This is a genomic window from Afipia sp. DC4300-2b1 (assembly GCF_049895725.1).
GTDB classification, from domain to species: domain Bacteria; phylum Pseudomonadota; class Alphaproteobacteria; order Rhizobiales; family Xanthobacteraceae; genus Afipia; species Afipia broomeae.
The window spans coordinates 284,175-302,227 of the sequence record NZ_JAFCSX010000005.1 but is presented as its reverse complement, the minus strand read 5'-3'; the positions used below and the strand labels follow the sequence as shown (position 1 = coordinate 302,227).

At 63.0% G+C, this 18,053-nt stretch carries 13 protein-coding genes and 2 tRNA genes; 7 read left to right on the top strand and 8 right to left on the bottom strand.

The window, feature by feature from the left end; translation table 11 throughout:
* The first annotated feature begins 181 nt into the window (after positions 1 to 181).
* The 6 genes from ACP7AL_RS21030 (at position 182) to ACP7AL_RS21005 (ending at position 12,352) form a co-directional block, all read left to right on the top strand.
* Positions 182 to 1,585, top strand: coding sequence for an efflux transporter outer membrane subunit (locus tag ACP7AL_RS21030; RefSeq protein WP_006020513.1), 1,404 nt, complete (start codon positions 182 to 184; stop codon positions 1,583 to 1,585).
* Positions 1,575 to 2,933 (top strand): efflux RND transporter periplasmic adaptor subunit, encoded by a 1,359-nt coding sequence (locus ACP7AL_RS21025; RefSeq protein ID WP_425993982.1) that lies wholly within the window; start codon positions 1,575 to 1,577, stop codon positions 2,931 to 2,933. Before ACP7AL_RS21030 ends, ACP7AL_RS21025 begins: the two co-directional genes overlap by 11 nt.
* A 165-nt stretch (positions 2,934 to 3,098) precedes the next feature.
* On the top strand, positions 3,099 to 6,251 hold the full coding sequence (locus ACP7AL_RS21020; RefSeq protein ID WP_425993980.1) for an efflux RND transporter permease subunit: 3,153 nt from the start codon (positions 3,099 to 3,101) through the stop codon (positions 6,249 to 6,251).
* A gap of 175 nt (positions 6,252 to 6,426) precedes the next feature.
* Complete coding sequence (locus ACP7AL_RS21015) at positions 6,427 to 9,537, top strand: efflux RND transporter permease subunit (RefSeq protein WP_425993978.1); 3,111 nt, start codon at positions 6,427 to 6,429, stop codon at positions 9,535 to 9,537.
* A 60-nt stretch (positions 9,538 to 9,597) separates the two neighbouring features.
* Positions 9,598 to 11,529 carry an ABC transporter ATP-binding protein/permease gene (locus tag ACP7AL_RS21010; protein WP_425993976.1) on the top strand — a complete coding sequence of 644 codons (1,932 nt, stop codon included), beginning with the start codon at positions 9,598 to 9,600 and terminating at the stop codon, positions 11,527 to 11,529.
* 67 nt (positions 11,530 to 11,596) lie between these two features.
* Entirely contained in the window at positions 11,597 to 12,352 is a 756-nt protein-coding gene (locus tag ACP7AL_RS21005; RefSeq protein WP_425993974.1) for a tRNA-uridine aminocarboxypropyltransferase, read from the top strand.
* 46 nt (positions 12,353 to 12,398) lie between these two features.
* Here ACP7AL_RS21005 and ACP7AL_RS21000 read toward each other — a convergent pair whose 3' ends face one another.
* The 8 genes from ACP7AL_RS21000 to ACP7AL_RS20965 all read right to left on the bottom strand — a co-directional run bounded on the left by ACP7AL_RS21000 (position 12,399) and on the right by ACP7AL_RS20965 (position 17,044).
* Positions 12,399 to 13,934, bottom strand: a complete 1,536-nt coding sequence (locus ACP7AL_RS21000) for a porin (protein ID WP_425993972.1) — start codon at positions 13,932 to 13,934, stop codon at positions 12,399 to 12,401.
* Positions 13,935 to 14,065: 131 nt separating this feature from the next.
* Entirely contained in the window at positions 14,066 to 14,227 is a 162-nt protein-coding gene (locus tag ACP7AL_RS20995; protein WP_162832190.1) for a hypothetical protein, read from the bottom strand.
* A 25-nt stretch (positions 14,228 to 14,252) separates the two neighbouring features.
* A complete protein-coding gene (locus ACP7AL_RS20990) occupies positions 14,253 to 14,549 on the bottom strand; it encodes a hypothetical protein (protein ID WP_024919234.1) in 297 nt (98 codons plus the stop codon).
* Positions 14,550 to 14,670: 121 nt separating this feature from the next.
* Positions 14,671 to 14,745: transfer RNA gene (locus tag ACP7AL_RS20985), tRNA-Asn, on the bottom strand.
* A 121-nt stretch (positions 14,746 to 14,866) separates the two neighbouring features.
* Positions 14,867 to 15,595 (bottom strand): outer membrane protein, encoded by a 729-nt coding sequence (locus ACP7AL_RS20980; protein ID WP_425993970.1) that lies wholly within the window; start codon positions 15,593 to 15,595, stop codon positions 14,867 to 14,869.
* A 314-nt stretch (positions 15,596 to 15,909) separates the two neighbouring features.
* Positions 15,910 to 15,983: transfer RNA gene (locus tag ACP7AL_RS20975), tRNA-Cys, on the bottom strand.
* 129 nt (positions 15,984 to 16,112) lie between these two features.
* The gene (locus ACP7AL_RS20970; protein ID WP_425993968.1) at positions 16,113 to 16,382 is read right to left on the bottom strand and encodes a hypothetical protein; all 270 of its coding nucleotides are present in this window, start codon (positions 16,380 to 16,382) and stop codon (positions 16,113 to 16,115) included.
* Positions 16,379 to 17,044 (bottom strand): hypothetical protein, encoded by a 666-nt coding sequence (locus ACP7AL_RS20965; RefSeq protein ID WP_425993966.1) that lies wholly within the window; start codon positions 17,042 to 17,044, stop codon positions 16,379 to 16,381. Before ACP7AL_RS20965 ends, ACP7AL_RS20970 begins: the two co-directional genes overlap by 4 nt.
* Before the next feature lie 173 nt (positions 17,045 to 17,217).
* On the opposite strand from ACP7AL_RS20965, the gene ACP7AL_RS20960 reads away from it, so the two are divergent.
* Positions 17,218 to 17,883: a protein-L-isoaspartate O-methyltransferase family protein gene (locus ACP7AL_RS20960; RefSeq protein WP_425993964.1), complete on the top strand. Its 666-nt coding sequence runs from the start codon at positions 17,218 to 17,220 to the stop codon at positions 17,881 to 17,883.
* Positions 17,884 to 18,053 lie beyond the last annotated feature (170 nt).

The following is an 18,053-nucleotide window of genomic DNA, read 5'->3' as shown; positions in this document are numbered from 1 at the left end:
GGCACAGGTCGCGCTTGTCTTGAGGACGGCGGTGGAAGATGCCTGTCCGGGGCCGGAACGGCCCGCTAGAATGGGATTCTCGCTGATTTGGAGAGTGTTAGCCCCGGTGTTCGAGTTGCCCCTCAAGTCGAGACGTGGAGCATTTCCGCGGCCGTCGTTCGCGCTTTGCGCGGCGCTGGCCATGGCGGCCATGTCGGGCGGCTGCATTCTCACGTCCGATCTGCCGGACCCCGCTCTGGACGTGCCCGGCGCCTACAAGGCGGCGTCAGGTGACGCGGAGAGCAAACCGCCGACGCTGGACTGGTGGCGAGGCTTTCGCTCAAGGGAACTGACCGTCCTCATGGAGGAGGCCCAGACCGTCAATCTGGATATCGCCGCCGCGGTTGCCCGCATCCGGCAGGCGGACGCGCAGGCCCAGACCGCAGGCGCGGCGCTGCTGCCGAGTGTCACCGGCACCTTCTCTGGCTCGCGGTCGCGCTCGTCGAGCAATACCGGCGTGGTGACGTCCGGCAGCTCGATCGGCGGCCGTGGCGAGGTCACGAATCATGTTGCCTCCCTCAGCGCGAGCTACGAGATCGATTTCTGGGGCAAGAACCGCGACGCGCTGCTGGCCGCCGAAGAAACCGCCAACGCCAATCGCTTCGATCGCGACGTTGTGGCGCTGACCACGTTGGCGAGCGTCGCCAATGCCTACTTCCAGGTGGTGGCTGCGCAGGAGCGCATCAACATCGCGACCCGCAACATCGCCAGCGCGCAGCGCATCTACGACGCCATCAAGGCGCGCGTCGATTCGGGGACGGGCTCCGATCTCGACCTTGCGCAACAGGAAAGTCTGCTTGCGAACCAGAAGGCGGCGGTGCCGCCGTTGCGGCAGGCGCTGGATCAGAATGCCAACATCCTCGCAACGCTGGTCGCGCGCCCGCCGGAGCGGGTAAGGCTGACCGGCGGATCGCTTGGCAGCATCGCCATTCCGCGCGTCACCCCTGGTATTCCCTCCGACCTGCTGACCCAGCGGCCTGACATCCGCCGTCAGGAAAACCAGCTCGCGTCCGCGACCGCGAATGTGGGCAGCGCGCGGGCACAGTTCTTCCCGAGCATTCAGCTTACCGGACAGGGCGGCTACCAGAGCGCGCAATTGGCGATGTTGTTCACGCCGCAATCGGCGTTCTTCAATATGGCGGCCGGACTGACGCAGCCGATCTTCGACGCCGGACGGATTCAGGCCAACTTCGACCTGCAGCAGGCACGGCAGGACGAGTTGTTGCAAACCTATCGCAAGACCGTTGTCTCGGCCTTTGCCGATGTGGACACGGCGCTCTCGACCCTCAAACAGGCCAACGAGCGGCTGCGGCTCCAGCGCATCGTGGTGTCGGCCTCCCGGCGGGCGTTCGAGTTGTCCGAGCGGCAGCTTCGCGCCGGCACAGCCGACATCGTTACTGTGCTAAACACGCAATTGACGCTATTTCAGGCTGAAGATTCGCTGGCGCAGTTCCAACTCGCCCGGCTGCTGGCGGTCGTATCTCTCTATCAGGCATTGGGCGGTGGTTGGTCGCCAAGGACGGAAGGGCCGGCGAATGCTCTTTAAGCCCGAGCTGAATGAAAAGGCCAAAGCGGCCGGCGAAGGAGTCGCGCGGGTGGCGTCCGGCGCGCGGCGGCGAACCGTCTCGATTGCCGTGTGGCTCCTGATCATCGGCGGTCTTGGCTATCTCGGCTGGACCTATTTCAAGAAGACCGAGACCGCGACCCGCACGCGGCCCGATTTGGCCATCCCCGTCCTGGCCACGACGCCGCGCATCGAAGACGTGCCGGTCTATCTCGACGGCGTCGGCACCGTCCGCGCGCTGAACAACGTAACGGTGCGCGCGCAGGTCAACGGCAAGCTGCTGTCGGTCAATTTCAAGGAAGGCCAGGACGTCAAGGCAGGCGACGTATTGGCCGAGATTGATCCGGTGATTTACCAGGCGCAGTACGATCAGGCTGTCGCCAAGAAGGCGCAGGACGAAGCCACCCTCGCCAACGCGCGCTTGGATATGGTCCGCTATCAGCAGTTGGCGGCATCCAAGGCAGGCTCCGCTCAGCAGGCCGACACCCAGAAGGCGCTGGTTGCGCAACTCGAAGCACTGGTGAAATCCGATCAGGCTGCGATCGACAACGCGCAGGCCACGCTCGGCTACACCAAGATCATCGCGCCGTTGTCTGGCCGCGCCGGACTGCGTCAGGTCGATCAGGGCAACATCGTCCAGACCTCGGACGCGACGGGCGTTGTGGTCATCACGCAACTCCAGCCCATCTCCGTTCAGTTCAGTCTGCCGCAGCAACAGATTTTCCGTGTCAACACCGCGCTGGCAAAGGGGCCGCTCGCGGTCGATGTGTTCGGCAACGACGGCAAGACGGTGGCCGATACCGGAAAGGTCACGGGCGTCGACAATCAGGTCGATCAGACCACCGGCACGGTGAAGGTGAAGGCGGAATTTCCCAACGCGAATTTTCAGTTGTGGCCGGGACAGTTCGTCAATGTGCGCCTCAAGGTGAACACCCTCGACAAGGCCATCGTGGTTCCGACAGCGGCGGTTCAGCGCGGGCCGGCGGGCACGTTCGTCTACGTGATCGGTCAGGACAATACCGTCACCGCGCGCCCCGTCACGGTGACATTGCAGAACGAAACCCTCGCCGTCATCGCGTCGGGCATCACGGTCGACGATCAGGTTGTGACTACGGGCTTCGCCAATCTGTCCGAAGGCGCGAAGGTGACCATCAGCAAGGACTATCAGGCTCCGACGCCGGACCTTGCGCCGCGCAAACAGCAGCGGCCGGGCGGCGGCGAAAAGGGACAGGGCCAGCGCGGCGAGAAGGGCGAACGGCGCGGCGCGAGGGAGCAGGGAGCTGCACCGCAAGGCGGGCAACAGGGCGGCGGCACGAAAGCGCCGCAGTGAGCCTGCGATCGAAACAGGATTTCTCACCGTCATTGCGAGGACCAAAGCGACGAAGCAATCCAGCTTCCCATATCCAAAAGATGGATTGCTTCGCTTCGCTCGCAATGACGATGGAAAATCCACGACTTGATGATGTTCTAGAGTCCAACCCGTGAGCACGCATCCATGAGCGTCTCTGAGCCATTCATCCATCGTCCGATCGCGACCTCGCTGCTGGGCGTGGCGCTCCTCATCGGCGGTGCGCTCGGATACTGGGCGCTGCCGGTGTCGGCTCTGCCGCAGGTCGACTTTCCGACGGTGCAGGTCACGACCCAGCTGCCGGGCGCCAGTCCCGATGTCGCCGCGTCGCTGATCACAGCGCCGCTTGAGCGGCAGCTCGGGCAAATTCCATCGCTGGTCTCGATGACCTCGACAAGTTCGTTCGGCGTCAGCCAGATTTCGCTTCAGTTCGATCTCAACCGCGACATCGACGGCGCGACGCAGGATGTGCAGGCGGCGATCAATGCCGCGGCGGGCGTGCTGCCGAAGAACCTGCCGTATCCGCCGACCTATGCGAAGGTGAACCCGGCCGATGCTCCGGTGCTGACGCTGGCGATGACGTCGGAGACGTCCCCGCTGCGCGCGATGAGCGACCTCGCCGACACCATGATGGCGCAGCGGCTGGCGCAGATTTCCGGCGTCGGCCGCGTATCCATTCTCGGCGGATTGAAACCCGCCGTTCGCGTGCAGGCCGATCTCGCCAGGCTTGCCGCCTATGGCATCTCGATGGAAGACCTTCGCACCGCGATCGCAGGCGCGAACGTCTCCGGTCCCAAGGGCTCGCTCGACGGTGCACAGCAGGCCTACACCATCGCGGCCAACGACCAGATCGCCACCGCCGACGCCTACAAGCCGATCATCATCGCCTATCGCAACGGCTCGCCCGTTACCATCGGAGATGTTGCCCGGATCGTCGATGGACTGGAGAACGAGAAGACCGGCGCCTGGTATCAGGGCAAGCCCGCGGTGGTCATCGAGATCCAGCGTCAGCCCGGCGCCAACGTCATCGAGGTGGTGCGGCAGATCCGCGAAGAGATCCCGAAGCTCCAGAAGGCGGTTCCTGCGGGCGTGGACCTGACCGTGGTCAGCGACCGCACCGTCACCATCAAGGCGTCCGTTCGCGACGTGCAGTTCACACTGGTGCTCAGCGTCGTGCTCGTGACGCTGGTGGTGCTGATCTTCCTGCGCTCGCTGCGGGCCACGCTGATCGCGGGCGTCGCGCTGCCGCTGTCGCTGATTACCAGTTTCGGGGTGATGTACTTCGCCGGCTTCAGCCTCGACAACCTGTCGCTGATGGCGCTGACCATCGGCACCGGTTTCGTGGTCGACGACGCCATCGTGATGATCGAGAACATCGTCCGCCATATGGAGGACGGTGAGGGCGTGATGGATGCCGCGCTGCGCGGCGCCAGCGAAATCGGGTTCACGGTGATCTCGCTGACGGTGTCGCTGATTGCCGTGTTCATCCCGCTGCTGTTCATGTCGGGCCTCGTCGGCCGCATGTTCCGGGAGTTCGCGCTGACGCTGACGATTGCGGTTGTGACATCCGCCGTGGTGTCCCTGACCCTGACGCCGATGATGTGCTCGCGGCTGCTGAAACGGCATGACGAAGAACTCAAGGTTCCCGGCCTTGCTACGATCAGCGGCTGGATCGACAGGATGGTGGCGTTCTATGAGCGCACGCTGCTTTGGGTGCTGCGGCATCAGCGAGCGACGCTGGTGGTCACGCTGCTCACCATCGTTGCGACACTCGCGCTCTATGTCGTCGCGCCGAAGGGTTTCCTGCCGTTGCAGGATACGGCCTCGATCACTGCGGTGACCGAGGCCGGCACCGAGGTGTCCTTCTCGGACATGCAGTTGCGGCAGAGCCAGATCGCCGATGCCATCAAGGCCGATCCCGACATCGTCGGCGTCGTCTCGGTGATCGGCGCGGGCTCGGTGAACCCCACAACGAATGTAGGACGCCTCGTTTTGACGCTGAAGCCGCGCGGCGAGCGCAAGACCGACATCGCCGTGGTCGTCGACCGGCTGAAGCAGCGCGTCGCCGCCGTTCCCGGCATGACGGTCTACTTCCAGGCGGTGCAGGACGTTCAGATCAGCACGCGGTCGAGCCGGTCGCAGTATCAGTACACGTTGACCGCCACCGACGCGCCCTCCGTCATCGAATGGGCGAACAAGCTCGTTCAGGAGATGCGGCGCGATCCGATGTTCCGCGACGTCTCGTCGGACGGGCAGGAGGGCGGTCTGCGCGCCCTGGTCAATGTCGATCGCCAGCGCGCTGGCCAGCTTGGCGTCTCGGTGCAGGCGGTCAACGATACGCTGAACGACGCTTTCGCTCAGCGCCAGATCTCAACGATCTTCGGTCAGGCCAACCAGTACCGCGTCGTGCTTGAGGCGCTGCCGGAGTATCAGCGCGATCCGTCGGTGCTCTCGAAGCTCTATGTTCCGGGCGCTGCCGGTGCGTCAGGCGCGCCCACCGCGCAGGTGCCGATCGACGCGGTGGCCACCATCGTGCGAACGACCGCGCCGCTGTCAATCTCGCATCAATCGCAGTTCCCGTCGGTCTCGCTGTCGTTCAATCTCGCGCCGGGCGAAGCGCTGGGCAACGCGGTCGAACGGGTTGCGGAGATCGAGAAGAACATCGGTATGCCGGGAAACATCGCCGGCCTTTATTCTGGCGACGCCGCCGAGTTCTCCAAGTCGCTGTCGGGGCAGCCGTGGCTGATCCTCGCGGCGCTGGTGACGATCTACATCGTGTTGGGGGTGCTGTACGAGAGCTACATCCACCCGATCACCATTCTCTCGACACTGCCATCCGCCGGTGTCGGCGCAATCCTGGCGCTGATTCTCTGCGGGCAGGACCTGTCGGTGATCGGCCTGATCGGCATCATCCTGCTGATGGGCATCGTGAAGAAGAACGCGATCATGATGATCGACTTCGCGCTGGAGGCGGAGCGGCATCAGGGCCTGTCGGCCTATGACGCCATCGTCAAGGCGTGTCTGCTGCGTTTCCGCCCGATCATGATGACGACGCTGGCGGCGCTGTTCGGCGCGTTGCCGCTGGCGCTCGAAAGCGGCACCGGATCTGAACTGCGTTTCCCGCTCGGCGTGTCGATCATCGGCGGATTGATCGTCTCGCAAATCCTGACGCTCTATACGACGCCGGTCATCTACCTTGCGCTCGACCGGATCAATCGCCGGATCGAAGCCGCGGTGCCGCCGGATGATTCCGGCAAGCCGTCGCCTCCGATCGCGGGAGCCACGGAGGGGGTGCAGTGATGACTCCAGGTCAGTTCCCGGCGCACGCCGTCACCCTGAGGTGCCGAAGCGAAGCGGAGGCCTCGAAGGGCGACGGCGCTTCATGGCTGTCATCCTTCGAGGCTCGCAAGGGCTCGCGCCTCAGGATGACGGTTCGACTGTTGTTGTCCTCATCTAAATTTATCGCGATTTAGTCATGGCCTCGCTCTCCGAACCATTCATCCGCAGGCCCGTCGGCACCACGCTGCTGGCGATCGGCCTGTTTCTGGTCGGAGCGGTCGCCTACAACTTCCTTCCCGTCGCGAGCATTCCTTCGGTCGATTTCCCGTCGATCCGCGTCAGCGCCTCGCGCCCCGGCGCCGATCCGACCATCATGTCCTCGACCGTCGCCGCACCGCTGGAACGGCGGCTCGGTGAGATCGCCGGCATCGACCAGATCACATCGACCAGTTCGCTCGGCACCACCAGCATCTCGCTGCAGTTCGCCATCGGCCGCAAAATCGACCGCGCGGCGCGCGACGTGCAGGCTGCAATCAATGCCTCGCTTGCGGATCTGCCGACCGACCTGCCGACGCTGCCGAACTTCCGCAAGGCCAATCCCGCCGCGGCTCCGGTACTGATCGTTGCGCTGACATCGAAGACCATGCTGCCGAGCGCGATCTATGACGTCGCGGATACGGTGATCGCCCAGCGCATTTCACAGGTGCCCGGCGTGGGCGAGGCGACCGTGAGCGGCGCGGATCAGCCGGCCATCCGCGTCCAGCTCAATCCAGGAGCGCTGGCAACCGCAGGTATCGCCAGCGACGATGTCCGCAACGCCATCGTCAACGCCAACGCGATTGGACCGGTCGGAGCCTTCAACGGTCCGGTTCTCGGCGAGACGCTCGCGGCCAATCCGCAGATGCGCACGGCGGCCCAGTTCCGCGATATCGTGATCAAGGCGACCAACGGCAATTTCGTGAAATTGTCCGACGTTGCCACCGTGCTCGATGCGACGCGCAACAGCCGGTCCATCGCATGGTTCAACAAGCAGCCCGCCGTTCTGATCCTGATCACCAAGCAGCAGGACGCCAACGTCATCGACACCGTGGACCGGGTCAAGGCGCTGCTGCCCGAGTTGAAGCAATGGATTCCGGGCGGTGTAGAGATTTCCATTCTCTCGGATCGCACCGGCACCATTCGCGCCAACGTCGAGGACATGGAATGGACGCTGGGCGCGACTGCCGTGCTGGTCATGCTCGTGGTGTTCGTGTTCGTGCGCCGGATGACGCCAACCATTGCGGCGGGCATTTCCGTGCCGCTGGCGCTGGCGGGGACCTGCGCCCTGATGTGGGTCGCGGGGTTTTCGATCAACAACCTGTCGCTGATGGCGCTGGCGGTCTCGGTCGGCTTCGTGGTCGACGATGCCATCGTCATGATCGAGAACATGTACCGCAATCTCGAAGAGGGCATGAAGCCGTATCAGGCGGCGCTGTTAGGGGCGAAGCAGATCGGCTTCACGGTGCTGTCGATCAGCATTTCGCTGGTGGCGGCGTTCACGCCGCTGATCTTCATGGAAGGCATCGTCGGGCGGCTGTTCCGTGAATTCTCGCTGACCCTGACCTTCGCCATTCTGGTGTCGATGGTGGTGTCGCTGACCGTGACGCCGATGATCTGCGCTCACTACATCAAGACCACCGTTTCGCCGGACGCCACCTGGTTCGACCGGCTGGTCGAAGGCAGCCTGTCGCGCATCGTGCGGTTCTATGAGCGGACGCTGCATGTCGTGCTGCGCTTTCCGATTTTGACCATGCTGGTGTTTGTCGCGACCATCGCATTGACGGTCACGCTCTACATCAAGACGCCGAAAGGCTATTTCCCGACCGACGACAGCGGTCTCGTGATCGGCGCGACGCGGGCATCGCCTGACGTCTCGTTCCAGGCCATGCTCGGTCTCCAGCAGCGGATTGCGGACATTGTGATGGCCGATCCTGCGGTCGCGGGTGTTGGTTCGAGCCTTGGCGGCAGCGGCGGGCCGGGCGGAGGCGGGGCCAATCGCGGCACCATGTTCATCAGCCTGAAGGACCTGGACCAGCGCGGCGGCCTGACCACCACGCAGGTGATCGATCGGCTCCGGCGCAATCTCGGCACGGTGCCCGGCATCCGGCTGTTCATGTTTGCCGCACAGGATTTGCGCGCGGGCGGACGCCAGAGCGACTCCAACTACCAGTACACGCTGATCAGTTCAGATCTCGACCTGTTGTCGAAGTGGGCGCCGATCGTGGCGAAAAAATTCGAGAGCGTGGAAGGCATCACGGATGTTTCCAGCGACCGCGACGCTGCTGGCCTCGCCTTGAACCTGTCCATCGACCGCAAGACCGCCGCCAGCCTCGGCGTGCAGGTTCAGGATATCGACAACGCTCTCAACAATGCGTTCTCGCAGCGGCAGATATCGACCATCTACACGCAGCGGAACCAGTACAAGATCATTCTGGAGGTCGATCCGCGGTTGCAGGGCGATCCGACGGCGCTCGAAAAGATATACGTTGCGGGCGCAGGCGATGCGCAGGTGCCGCTGTCGGCAGTGGTGCGGATGGAGCGCGGCCTGTCGCCGCTGTCGGTCTATCATCAGGCTTCGTTCCCCTCGAACACGATCTCATTCAACGTACCCGACCGCGTTCCGCTGCAGACCGCGACCGATAACATCCAGCGTGCGGTCGAGGAGTTGCACATGCCTGAAGGCATTCGCGGCGAATTCGCCGGCAACGCCGCCGACAGCCAGAAAACCGCGAACCGCCAGCCCGTGCTCATTCTCGGCGCGCTGATCGCGGTCTACATTGTGCTCGGCGTCCTTTACGAGAGCCTTGCCCATCCGCTGACGATCATCTCGACATTGCCGCCGGCCGGACTTGGCGCGCTGCTGGCCCTGCAGGTCACCAACACGCCGCTGACGGTGATCGCGTTTATCGGAATCATCCTGCTGATCGGCATCGTGAAGAAGAACGGCATCATGATTGTCGACTTCGCCCTTGAAGGCGAACGGCAGCGCGGCCTGTCGTCCGAGGATGCGATCTTCGAAGCCAGTCTGGCGCGGTTCAGGCCGATCATCATGACCACGATGGCGGCGCTGCTTGCGGCGGTGCCGCTGGTGATCGCGACCGGGCCGGGGACGGAGCTGCGCAGGCCGCTCGGCATCACCATCATCGGCGGGCTGATCGTCTCCCAGATCCTGACGCTCTACACGACGCCGGTGATTTACCTGCTGATCGACCGGCTGCGCGGACGGGACACGCGGAGGCCGCTGCCGCAGGCCACACCTGCCGAATAGGCGATTTGCGGCAGCGCACTTTGGGCGGGAACTTTGTGGTTCCACTGGCGTTGGGCCGGTATGAATAGACCGCCGATTCAAGAAGTTCTCGCTGAAACCGGAGAGCCGGTTGAAGCGCCCCCGCCCGAAATGGTTGAGCCCGAACCCGGGCTCTCTCCCGAGGAACTCGAACAGCTCAAACGCGACTATCTGCTGACCCGGTTCTGGATCAGCGCGCGCGGCTTTTGGGGCCGTGGCGGAGGCCGCCTGGCGTGGACGTTGAGCTTCGGCCTGCTCGCGCTGATCGTTCTGCAAATCACGTTTCAGTACGGCATCAACGTCTGGAACAGGTCAATCTTCGACGCCATCGAGAAGAAGGATGCCGCCAAGGTTTTCTATCTGACGGGAATATTCTTTCCGCTTGCGATCGGCAGCGTTGTCATCGGCGTCGTGCAGGTCTTTGCCCGCATGAGCATCCAGCGGCGCTGGCGCGCGTGGCTGACCAACTCCGTGGTGTCGCGGTGGCTGGCCAACGGCCGCTACTATCAGCTCAATCTGGTCGATGGCGATCACAAGAATCCGGAATACCGGATCGCTGAGGATCTGCGGGTTGCCACCGACGCACCGGTGGATTTCGCCGCAGGCGTGACGCAGGCGTTTCTCTCGGCGGCCACTTTCATCGTCGTGCTGTGGACCATCGGCGGCGCGCTGACATTGTCCGTCGGGGGCAGTACTGTCACCATTCCGGGCTTCCTCGTCATCGCCGCCGTCGTGTATGCGGCGATCGCCAGCGGCTCGATGATGATCATCGGCCGGAACTTCGTGTCCGTCTCCGAGAGCAAGAATCAGGCGGAGGCCGAATACCGCTATGCGCTGACCCGCGTGCGCGAGAACGGCGAAAGCATCGCGCTGCTCGGCGGCGAGGAGGAGGAGCGTTCGGGAATCGACAAGTCGTTCGGGAATGTCCTGCGGCAATGGGCGCGGATCTGCGGACAGCACATGCGCACCACCGTTGTGTCGCAGGGTTCGAGCCTGATTGCGCCGGTCATTCCGATCCTGCTCTGCGCTCCGAAGTTTCTGGAAGGAAGCATGTCGCTGGGACAGGTCATGCAGGCAGCATCGGCCTTCACGATCGTGCAGGCGGCGTTCGGCTGGCTGGTGGACAATTATCCGCGCCTTGCGGAATGGAACGCCGGTGCGCGGCGCATCGCGTCGCTGATGATGTCGCTCGATGGTCTGGAGCGAGCCGAAACCGGCGAGGGGATCAACCGCATCGAGCGTGGAGAGACCGAAGGCGACGCCATGGTGCGCCTGAACGAACTATCCGTCACGCTGAACGACGGCACCGCCGTGGTCGGCGAGTCTGAGGTGGTTATCGAGCCCGGCGAACGTGTCCTTGTTGCCGGCGAATCCGGCAGCGGAAAGAGCACGCTGGTGCGCGCCATTGCCGGTCTGTGGCCGTGGGGCAGCGGCAGCGTCGACTTCCATCGCGATCGCCGGATTTTCATGCTGCCGCAGAAGCCGTATGTCCCGACCGGCACGTTGCGGCGCGCGATCGCCTATCCCGGCGCCGCCGAGGACTGGACGGTCGAGCAGATGGCGGAGACGCTTGAGAAGGTCGGGCTCGCGCACCTGAAGGAGAAGGTCGAAGAGGACGCGCCGTGGGATCAGACCCTGTCGGGCGGCGAAAAGCAGCGGCTGGCCTTCGCGCGACTGCTTCTGCACCGGCCTGATATCATCGTTCTCGACGAAGCGACCTCCGCGCTCGACGACACCGGGCAGGACAATCTCATGAAGTTGCTGCACGAGGAATTGAAAGACGCGACCATCATCAGCGTCGCCCATCGCACTGAACTGGAGGAGTTTCACAGCCGCAAGATCACGCTGGAGCGCCGCAAGGGAGGCGCGAAACTCGTCAGCGACATCGAACTGATCCCGCGAGGCGACAAGCGGCGTTTGCTGGGCGGATGGCTTCGGCACCGCCGGCCCCCGAAGCCGGGCAAGGCGGCCTGACGGAATTGTCCTCTCGGACGATGCTGACAGGTTGCCGTGATAGGGTGCGCAGCGTATAGCCGGACCCATGTCAAAAGCCGCCAAAGCCAAGCCGGGCGCCGATGCGCCGGAAGAGATCGAAGAGTGCACCCGCTGCGGCAAACCGCTGCCGCTGTGCATCTGCGACAGCGTCACCCCGATCCGCAACCGGATCGAACTGCTGATCCTGCAGCATCCGCAGGAGCAGGACAGGGCGCTTGGCACCGCGCGGCTGACCGCGCAACATTTCGAGAAGGTGACTCACAAGATCGGATTGTCCTGGCCGAGCCTGTCGAAGGCGTTGGGGCGGACAGTCGATCCGCAGGACTGGGCCATCCTCTATCTCGGATCGGCGAAGGTCGCAGACCTTGCAACCGATCGGGATGTCGTTGCGATCGACCGCAAGGGCGAGATCGAGGACCATCAGCGCCAGATTCTAAAAGACATCGAGGGCGTTGTGCTGCTCGACGGCACGTGGAGTCAGGCCAAGGCGCTGTGGTGGCGCAATGCCTGGATGCTGAAATGCCGGCGCATCATTCTCGGGCCGGCGCAGCCGTCGCTCTACGGCAAGCTGCGCAAGGAGCCGCGGCGCGACGGCCTGTCGACCATCGAGGCCGCCGGAATGGTTCTCAGCAGGCTTGAAGGACGCGCCGAGATGGAAACCGAACTCAATGCGACGTTCCAGCGGATGCTGACGCAGTATCGCGCGGTGCAAGCGACCATGCCGGAGCTCGCACCGAAGCCGAAGAAGCGTGACTTCCGGCGCCCGGAAAACCGTCGCGGCAAGAAATCGCTGCAGTCATAAAAAACGCCGCCGTAAGCGGCGGCGTTTTTTTGAATGCGGCCACCGGTCAGAACGTGCGGCGGACGCCGAGCAGACCGGACCAGACACCCTGATCCTTGAAGTCATAGACACCGGTCGGCTTGAAGGTGCCGGTCAACTGGCCCGGATTGGTCAAGGCCTGCGAGCCGGTATGCGACTGATCGAGGTAAGAGTAGAGCACCTCGGCCGAGAAGGTCAGGTTTTTGACCGGGGTCCATGCCGTGCGCTGGCCGACCTGCCAGATGCTGAAGTTCGGATTACAGGAATAACCGTTCAGCTTCGGCGACAGGGCCGTGAAGGCGGCACAGAATGCCGCCGCGCCGTTCGTATTGTATTCGATGCGGGAATAGGTGCCGACGATTCCGGTCTCCCATGTCGGCGACCAGTTGTGCACGAAAGCGGCCCGGACTCCCCACCCCGAAGTCTTTTCAATCTTGCTGCCCGTGGTGTAGACGCCGTCCGTCAACGACAGCACCGCCATGGTCTGATAGCTGCCCGCGAAGTTGGGCGTGCCGCCGCCAAACGCATCGAAAGCGGTTCCGGTCACGCCGCCGATCAGATACTTGGAGGCTCCATTCACATAGGATGCATCGATCGAAAACTTGTCGCCGGGGCCAGTCGGCAGGTTCTTCAGTTGCAGGCCGCCGAGCACGGCAAAGCCCCATGCATCGCTCGGATGTCCGTTCGGTTCGACCGGGGTGATCCCTCCGGGGCCGGCATAATAGTTGGCGCGGATGTTATGCACGCCGCCCGAGAGCTGCGCGGTGAAAGCGGTCTGCTCGACCCGGATGTTGCCGACGAAATCAGGCGTGACATTCCCGCCGTAGGAATTGGTGAAGGCGCCGTTGAATGCGCTGGTCGCCGGCTGCGTCAGGCTGGCATTGAGCAGTTGCGCGCGATTGATGACGCGGTTGTCTTCGACCGCGACCGAGGCCGACACGCCGTTGCCGAACTGCCAGGTGTAGGCCACCTGCGTGATGCCATTAACGTTGTCGTAGCCGCCGAGCATGAACGACGTCAGCGTGTTGGCGCCGGTCGCGCCCCACGGTGTCTGGAAAATCGACACGGCCTTGCCGAAGGTGAAGCCGGCGAACTGAATGAAGCCGTAGTCCAGCGTCAGCACGCCGGTTTCCGGCAGCGCGCCGGAATCGAACTGGAAGCGCGGATTCATGTAGGTGCGCACCACGCCGTATTCGGTCTGGGTGCGGGTATCGATCTGAAATTCGGTGCGCACGCGGGTCGCGAAGTAGTCGCGGTCGCGCGACTTGGTGCCTTCGGCGTTCGTCTGATCCCAGCCGGGCTTGTTGTAGTTGCCGCCGTTGATGCTCCAGTCGGCCCGCATGTAGCCACTGAGCTTGATGCAGGTGTCGGTGCCGGGGATGTAGTAATAGCCCGCGCCATAGAGCGAGCAGATCTTCACATACTGGACGGGCTTGGCCTTGACCGGCAGGTCGGCTGCCGATGCGCCGGCTACCGTTGCGAGGCTGGCTGCGGCGCCGAGGAAAAACGCTCCGATGACGGATGCGGTTTTTCCGGACTGTCCGGCCTTACCAGAGATTCCCATCGACTCGGCCCCCAGCGGTAACATTTGAGGATTGTTACCAGCGAAGGTTTCGGGGGCAAGCACGGGAAACCCTTACGGATTACATGGCCGGGCAGTTGCGACATTTTTGTCATAATCCGGCGCAGGCCGGCTTAGCGCCATCCCGCGTTCTGGATCAGCAGCACGCCCACGATTACTGCCAGGGTCACTGCGGTCGCGATCAGCATCGACCGTCCGCCCATGCCGCGGCCGATCCACCACAGCAGCGCAGCGCCCATCAGAACCGGAACAATAATGTCGAGGGGTGTGCTCATTCGCGGCTTTCCACGACGCGCGCTGTCACGCCTTCCGGCCCATCCACTTCCGCTCGATCCATCCGAGCGCGTTGGCGAGCGGCAACTGAAGGAACGGCACATCCTGGGCGATCAGCAACAGGCCAAGCGGCAGCATCCAGAGACCCAGAATGGGAAGGAAGCTGAAGATGCCGCCGACGACCAGCAGCAGGGCGAGCGGAATGCGGACCCATCCCGAGCCGGGTTCGCGCAGCCAGCGGACGAAGCGGGCGCCTTTTTCGGGAAGCCGTGCTGCGATCCAGTCGAAATGACGGTCGAGTTCGGCCCTTGCTTCTGCGCTCACGTTCTACCTGCCTGTTCCATTCCGGGAGCGCCCCGCAGCCCGTCACACAGGTCAGCTATATACGCAGGCGATCCCGCGCAAGTTGCGGGACGGAGGCAGGCTGATAAGTGATTGATTTGATTGGCTCCCCGGGCTGGATTCGAACCAGCGACCATTCGATTAACAGTCGAATGCTCTACCGCTGAGCTACCGAGGAATACTGCTGAAGCAGCAATGGGGCCGCATATAACAAAGGCCCCGAGTCTTGCAAAGCATAAAGTCTCGCAAAGCGCCAATCGCCGAAAAATCTCGGCGATTGGAGCCTTGTGGCTTTTCGCTCAGTACTTTCCGGGTTCAAGCCCCGAGAACTTGAAGCCAAGCCGGAACTGAACCAGATCCGCCTTGGCCGAAACGTAGCGCGCCGAACCGACGGCCGGAATGTTGGTCGTCTTGTACAGGTCGGTGTCGAATTCAATGTGACGATATTCGACGCCTGCGTAGAGCCAGTTTGTGATCAGGTAGTCGATCCCGCCGCCGGCAAACCAGCCGTCAGGACGCTTCTCGATCAATGCAGGGACGTTGGGAAAACCTCTCGCATAGAAGGCGGTGCTAACCGTACCTCGTGCATAGCCGCCGGTTCCGTAAGCCATCCACTGGGGGCTGAAAACCCAGCCCACGCGGGGGCCGACCATGAACAGCTGAGAAAGCGACATGTAAGCATCGAAGGCCGGTGCGAAAACGGGAGCATCTAGACCGACACCTGTCATCGGCTGCGTTTGCCACTGCGCCTCGACGCCGAAGACGAACTGCCTCCACTGATACTGAGCGCCGACGTGGGCGCCGACCTGGCCGCCTTCAGGTTTACGGGCGAGCGTTTGTCCCGGCAGGTTGTAGTAGGCCCAATCGAGTTGGGTCCACTCGTAGCCGGCGTTGACGCCGCCATAGATGCCGCTCCAGGTGTATACGGGGACGGGGTCAGCCTTCACGGCTTTCACGGGCAAGTCGGCTGCTAGTGAAGCGCCGGTGCTCAAAATTGAAAGGCCGATAGCGAAAGCCAGCGTCTTCATTTGCAATATCCTTGATAAAATTCTGAATAAAATAATACCGATGATAGCTGTTCGGGCTGGCGGCGTCTGTGACGCGTTAAGCACACTGCCGAGGTAAGTTTGGCTGCCACTCAAGGGAATCCCGGGCCGGGCTTCGCAGGCATCATCTTCGATGCGGCGTCGTTCCTCCGCACGGCTTCGGCGGGGATCGTTCGACCGTAAACCTTCGGGGGAGATGCCCTGGCGGAAGATTCCGATGAATAAGTCACCGCCCCGGCGTCATGCCTGAGGGGTAACAATCAGAAAGAGAATTTTGCGGTAAGTCGTTGAAATATTGGAGGCCACGACCAGAATTGAACTGGTGTACACGGTTTTGCAGACCGTTGCGTAACCACTCCGCCACGTGGCCTCACAGGCCGGACTAGTTACAAGGGCGCAGGCGCTTATGCAATCGTCCCGTGGCGGAACGGGTCCATTGCAGCCATTTGGCAACCAAATCCGCTTCTGATGGTGAATTCGGCGACAGCAGGCGATGCTTTTACGATCCTGCGCCGCTCTTCGCGTTGCTGGCCGCGATCACCTTCATCAGGTCTGCGACGGGAAAGCCGCTCCGGTTCATGGTGCACAGGACGTCGATCATCTGGTCGCTCGGTTCGTTCGCCGACATCAGGGCCGCGCGGACTTCGGACGGCAGATCGTCGAACTCGTCCATCTGCCGCCGCATCGTCGACAGTCTGCTCGCAGAGAGGTCCCCCTGTTCGGAGCCCGGCGCGGGTTTGCCCGCAGATGGTGTCTGGTCGCGCTTCATTTGAATGTGTTCGCTGCCACGTCGTAGGTCCAGGTCAGGCGTCCATTGGTGAAAACCACCGAGCGAAATCCGAGATCGCGTGCCTTGTTGAAGATATTGCCGGACCGGGCAAGGTTAAGGACCGTCGGCCGATCCATCTTGAAATACTTGTAGTTCAGCACCGTCTCGTGATCGCCGGACGTGCCGATGTCCATCGCAAGTCCTCTGCGCAACATCTGCTTGCTGGTCGTGACCGCGAACTGCTTGCGGCCCTCGACATTTTCGGAGAGCGAATCGAGCCGGGCGCTGATGTTGGTCGCGCCATGTTTGCGGACGTATTCACGCTCGTTCTTCTGCATCGCCGCCAGGAGTTTCTTCGCGCGCGGAGCCTCCGGCGCGGAATCGTCGATTTTTCCGAGATCGGCTTTGGCAGCGTAGTAATCGGCCAGGGCGGGAAGTTTCTGTGTGCGCCTGGCCGAATAATCGCCCAGCGCCTTCATGATGGCGGCGGCGCGCTCGACCACTTTCTTGCGCTTCGGCGCGGGCTGATCGGCGGCCGCAGCCGCTGCGGGCGCCGGGGTCTGTGCCGCCGCCGGCGCGATACCTGCGCCGATTAACAATACAGCCAGCGGGAGGCCGCAAAGCCGGGTGCGGAGAGGGTGTCTCGTTGCGCTGCCTGTCATGTGCCCCGCTTCTGCCGTTCAGGTGCCGTTACCACGGCGATCGCATATCATAACAAGACTTGAACCGGACCTGCAGGCTTGCATCGCATGCGGCCTTGCAGCAAATATGTGCCGCGCTGGCCACACCCCGCTGGCCGATGATCCATTCGGTGTTCCTGTCTTGAGGCTATCCCATGTCTGATTTCACGACCTCTCGGCAGTATATGGTCGACTGTCAGGTGCGGCCGAGCGATGTGACCGATCTGCGGATCATCGATGCGATGCTTGCCGTGCCGCGAGAGAATTTCGTGCCGCAGAGCAAGCGCCTGATCGCCTATCTGGATCTCGATATTGATGTCGCGGCGGACGGTCAGCCGAAGCGCTGCCTCATCAAGCCGGCAGTTCTCGCTAAAATGCTCCAGGCGGCGACGATCTCCGAAACCGACCGCGTCCTGGTGGTCGGCTGCGCCACCGGCTATTCGGCGGCGGTCGTGGCGCACCTCGCGGCACAGGTCTTTGCCACCGAGCCCGATCCGGCGCTCGCCAATGCGGCGGCGAGAAATCTCGCCGATCTGGGCCTCGCCAATGTGACCGTCAGCACGGCGGAGCCTGCCGAGGGCGATAGGGCCCACGCGCCCTATGATGTCATCGTCATGGACGGCGCCACGGAAGTGGAACCTCACAGGCTGTACGAGCAGTTGAAGATGGGTGGACGGCTGGTGGGCGTGTTCGCGACCAGCCAACCCCCGCGTGCCACATTGATCGCCCGGTCTCCGGCCGATTTCGGCAGCCGGGTCCTTTTTGACGCAACCGCGCCGGTTTTGACCGGCCTGGAACGTCGTCCAGCCTTCACATTCTAGCTTTCGACGCTCGTCTTCTAGGGTTGTTTTCCTAGGATTGAGGCAGGTGTGGCAGCAATGTCCCATCCTCACTGTTTCGGCAGTGAGTGCCTGCGCCGGGGTTTCACCAAGATGAACCGATGCATAGAGTAACGCGGAACGGGCACAGGCGACTCAGCTACCCGGTTTTC

What these genes read in the sequence shown, in the direction of transcription:
- ACP7AL_RS21030 (WP_006020513.1), top strand. Translation starts at nt 182, where the DNA reads ATGGCGGCCATGTCGGGCGGCTGCATTCTCACGTCCGATCTGCCGGAC.
- ACP7AL_RS21025 (WP_425993982.1), top strand. Translation starts at nt 1,575, where the DNA reads ATGCTCTTTAAGCCCGAGCTGAATGAAAAGGCCAAAGCGGCCGGCGAA.
- ACP7AL_RS21020 (WP_425993980.1), top strand. Translation starts at nt 3,099, where the DNA reads ATGAGCGTCTCTGAGCCATTCATCCATCGTCCGATCGCGACCTCGCTG.
- ACP7AL_RS21015 (WP_425993978.1), top strand. Translation starts at nt 6,427, where the DNA reads ATGGCCTCGCTCTCCGAACCATTCATCCGCAGGCCCGTCGGCACCACG.
- ACP7AL_RS21010 (WP_425993976.1), top strand. Translation starts at nt 9,598, where the DNA reads ATGAATAGACCGCCGATTCAAGAAGTTCTCGCTGAAACCGGAGAGCCG.
- ACP7AL_RS21005 (WP_425993974.1), top strand. Translation starts at nt 11,597, where the DNA reads ATGTCAAAAGCCGCCAAAGCCAAGCCGGGCGCCGATGCGCCGGAAGAG.
- ACP7AL_RS21000 (WP_425993972.1), bottom strand. Translation starts at nt 13,934, where the DNA reads ATGGGAATCTCTGGTAAGGCCGGACAGTCCGGAAAAACCGCATCCGTC.
- ACP7AL_RS20995 (WP_162832190.1), bottom strand. Translation starts at nt 14,227, where the DNA reads ATGAGCACACCCCTCGACATTATTGTTCCGGTTCTGATGGGCGCTGCG.
- ACP7AL_RS20980 (WP_425993970.1), bottom strand. Translation starts at nt 15,595, where the DNA reads ATGAAGACGCTGGCTTTCGCTATCGGCCTTTCAATTTTGAGCACCGGC.
- ACP7AL_RS20970 (WP_425993968.1), bottom strand. Translation starts at nt 16,382, where the DNA reads ATGAAGCGCGACCAGACACCATCTGCGGGCAAACCCGCGCCGGGCTCC.
- ACP7AL_RS20965 (WP_425993966.1), bottom strand. Translation starts at nt 17,044, where the DNA reads ATGACAGGCAGCGCAACGAGACACCCTCTCCGCACCCGGCTTTGCGGC.
- ACP7AL_RS20960 (WP_425993964.1), top strand. Translation starts at nt 17,218, where the DNA reads ATGTCTGATTTCACGACCTCTCGGCAGTATATGGTCGACTGTCAGGTG.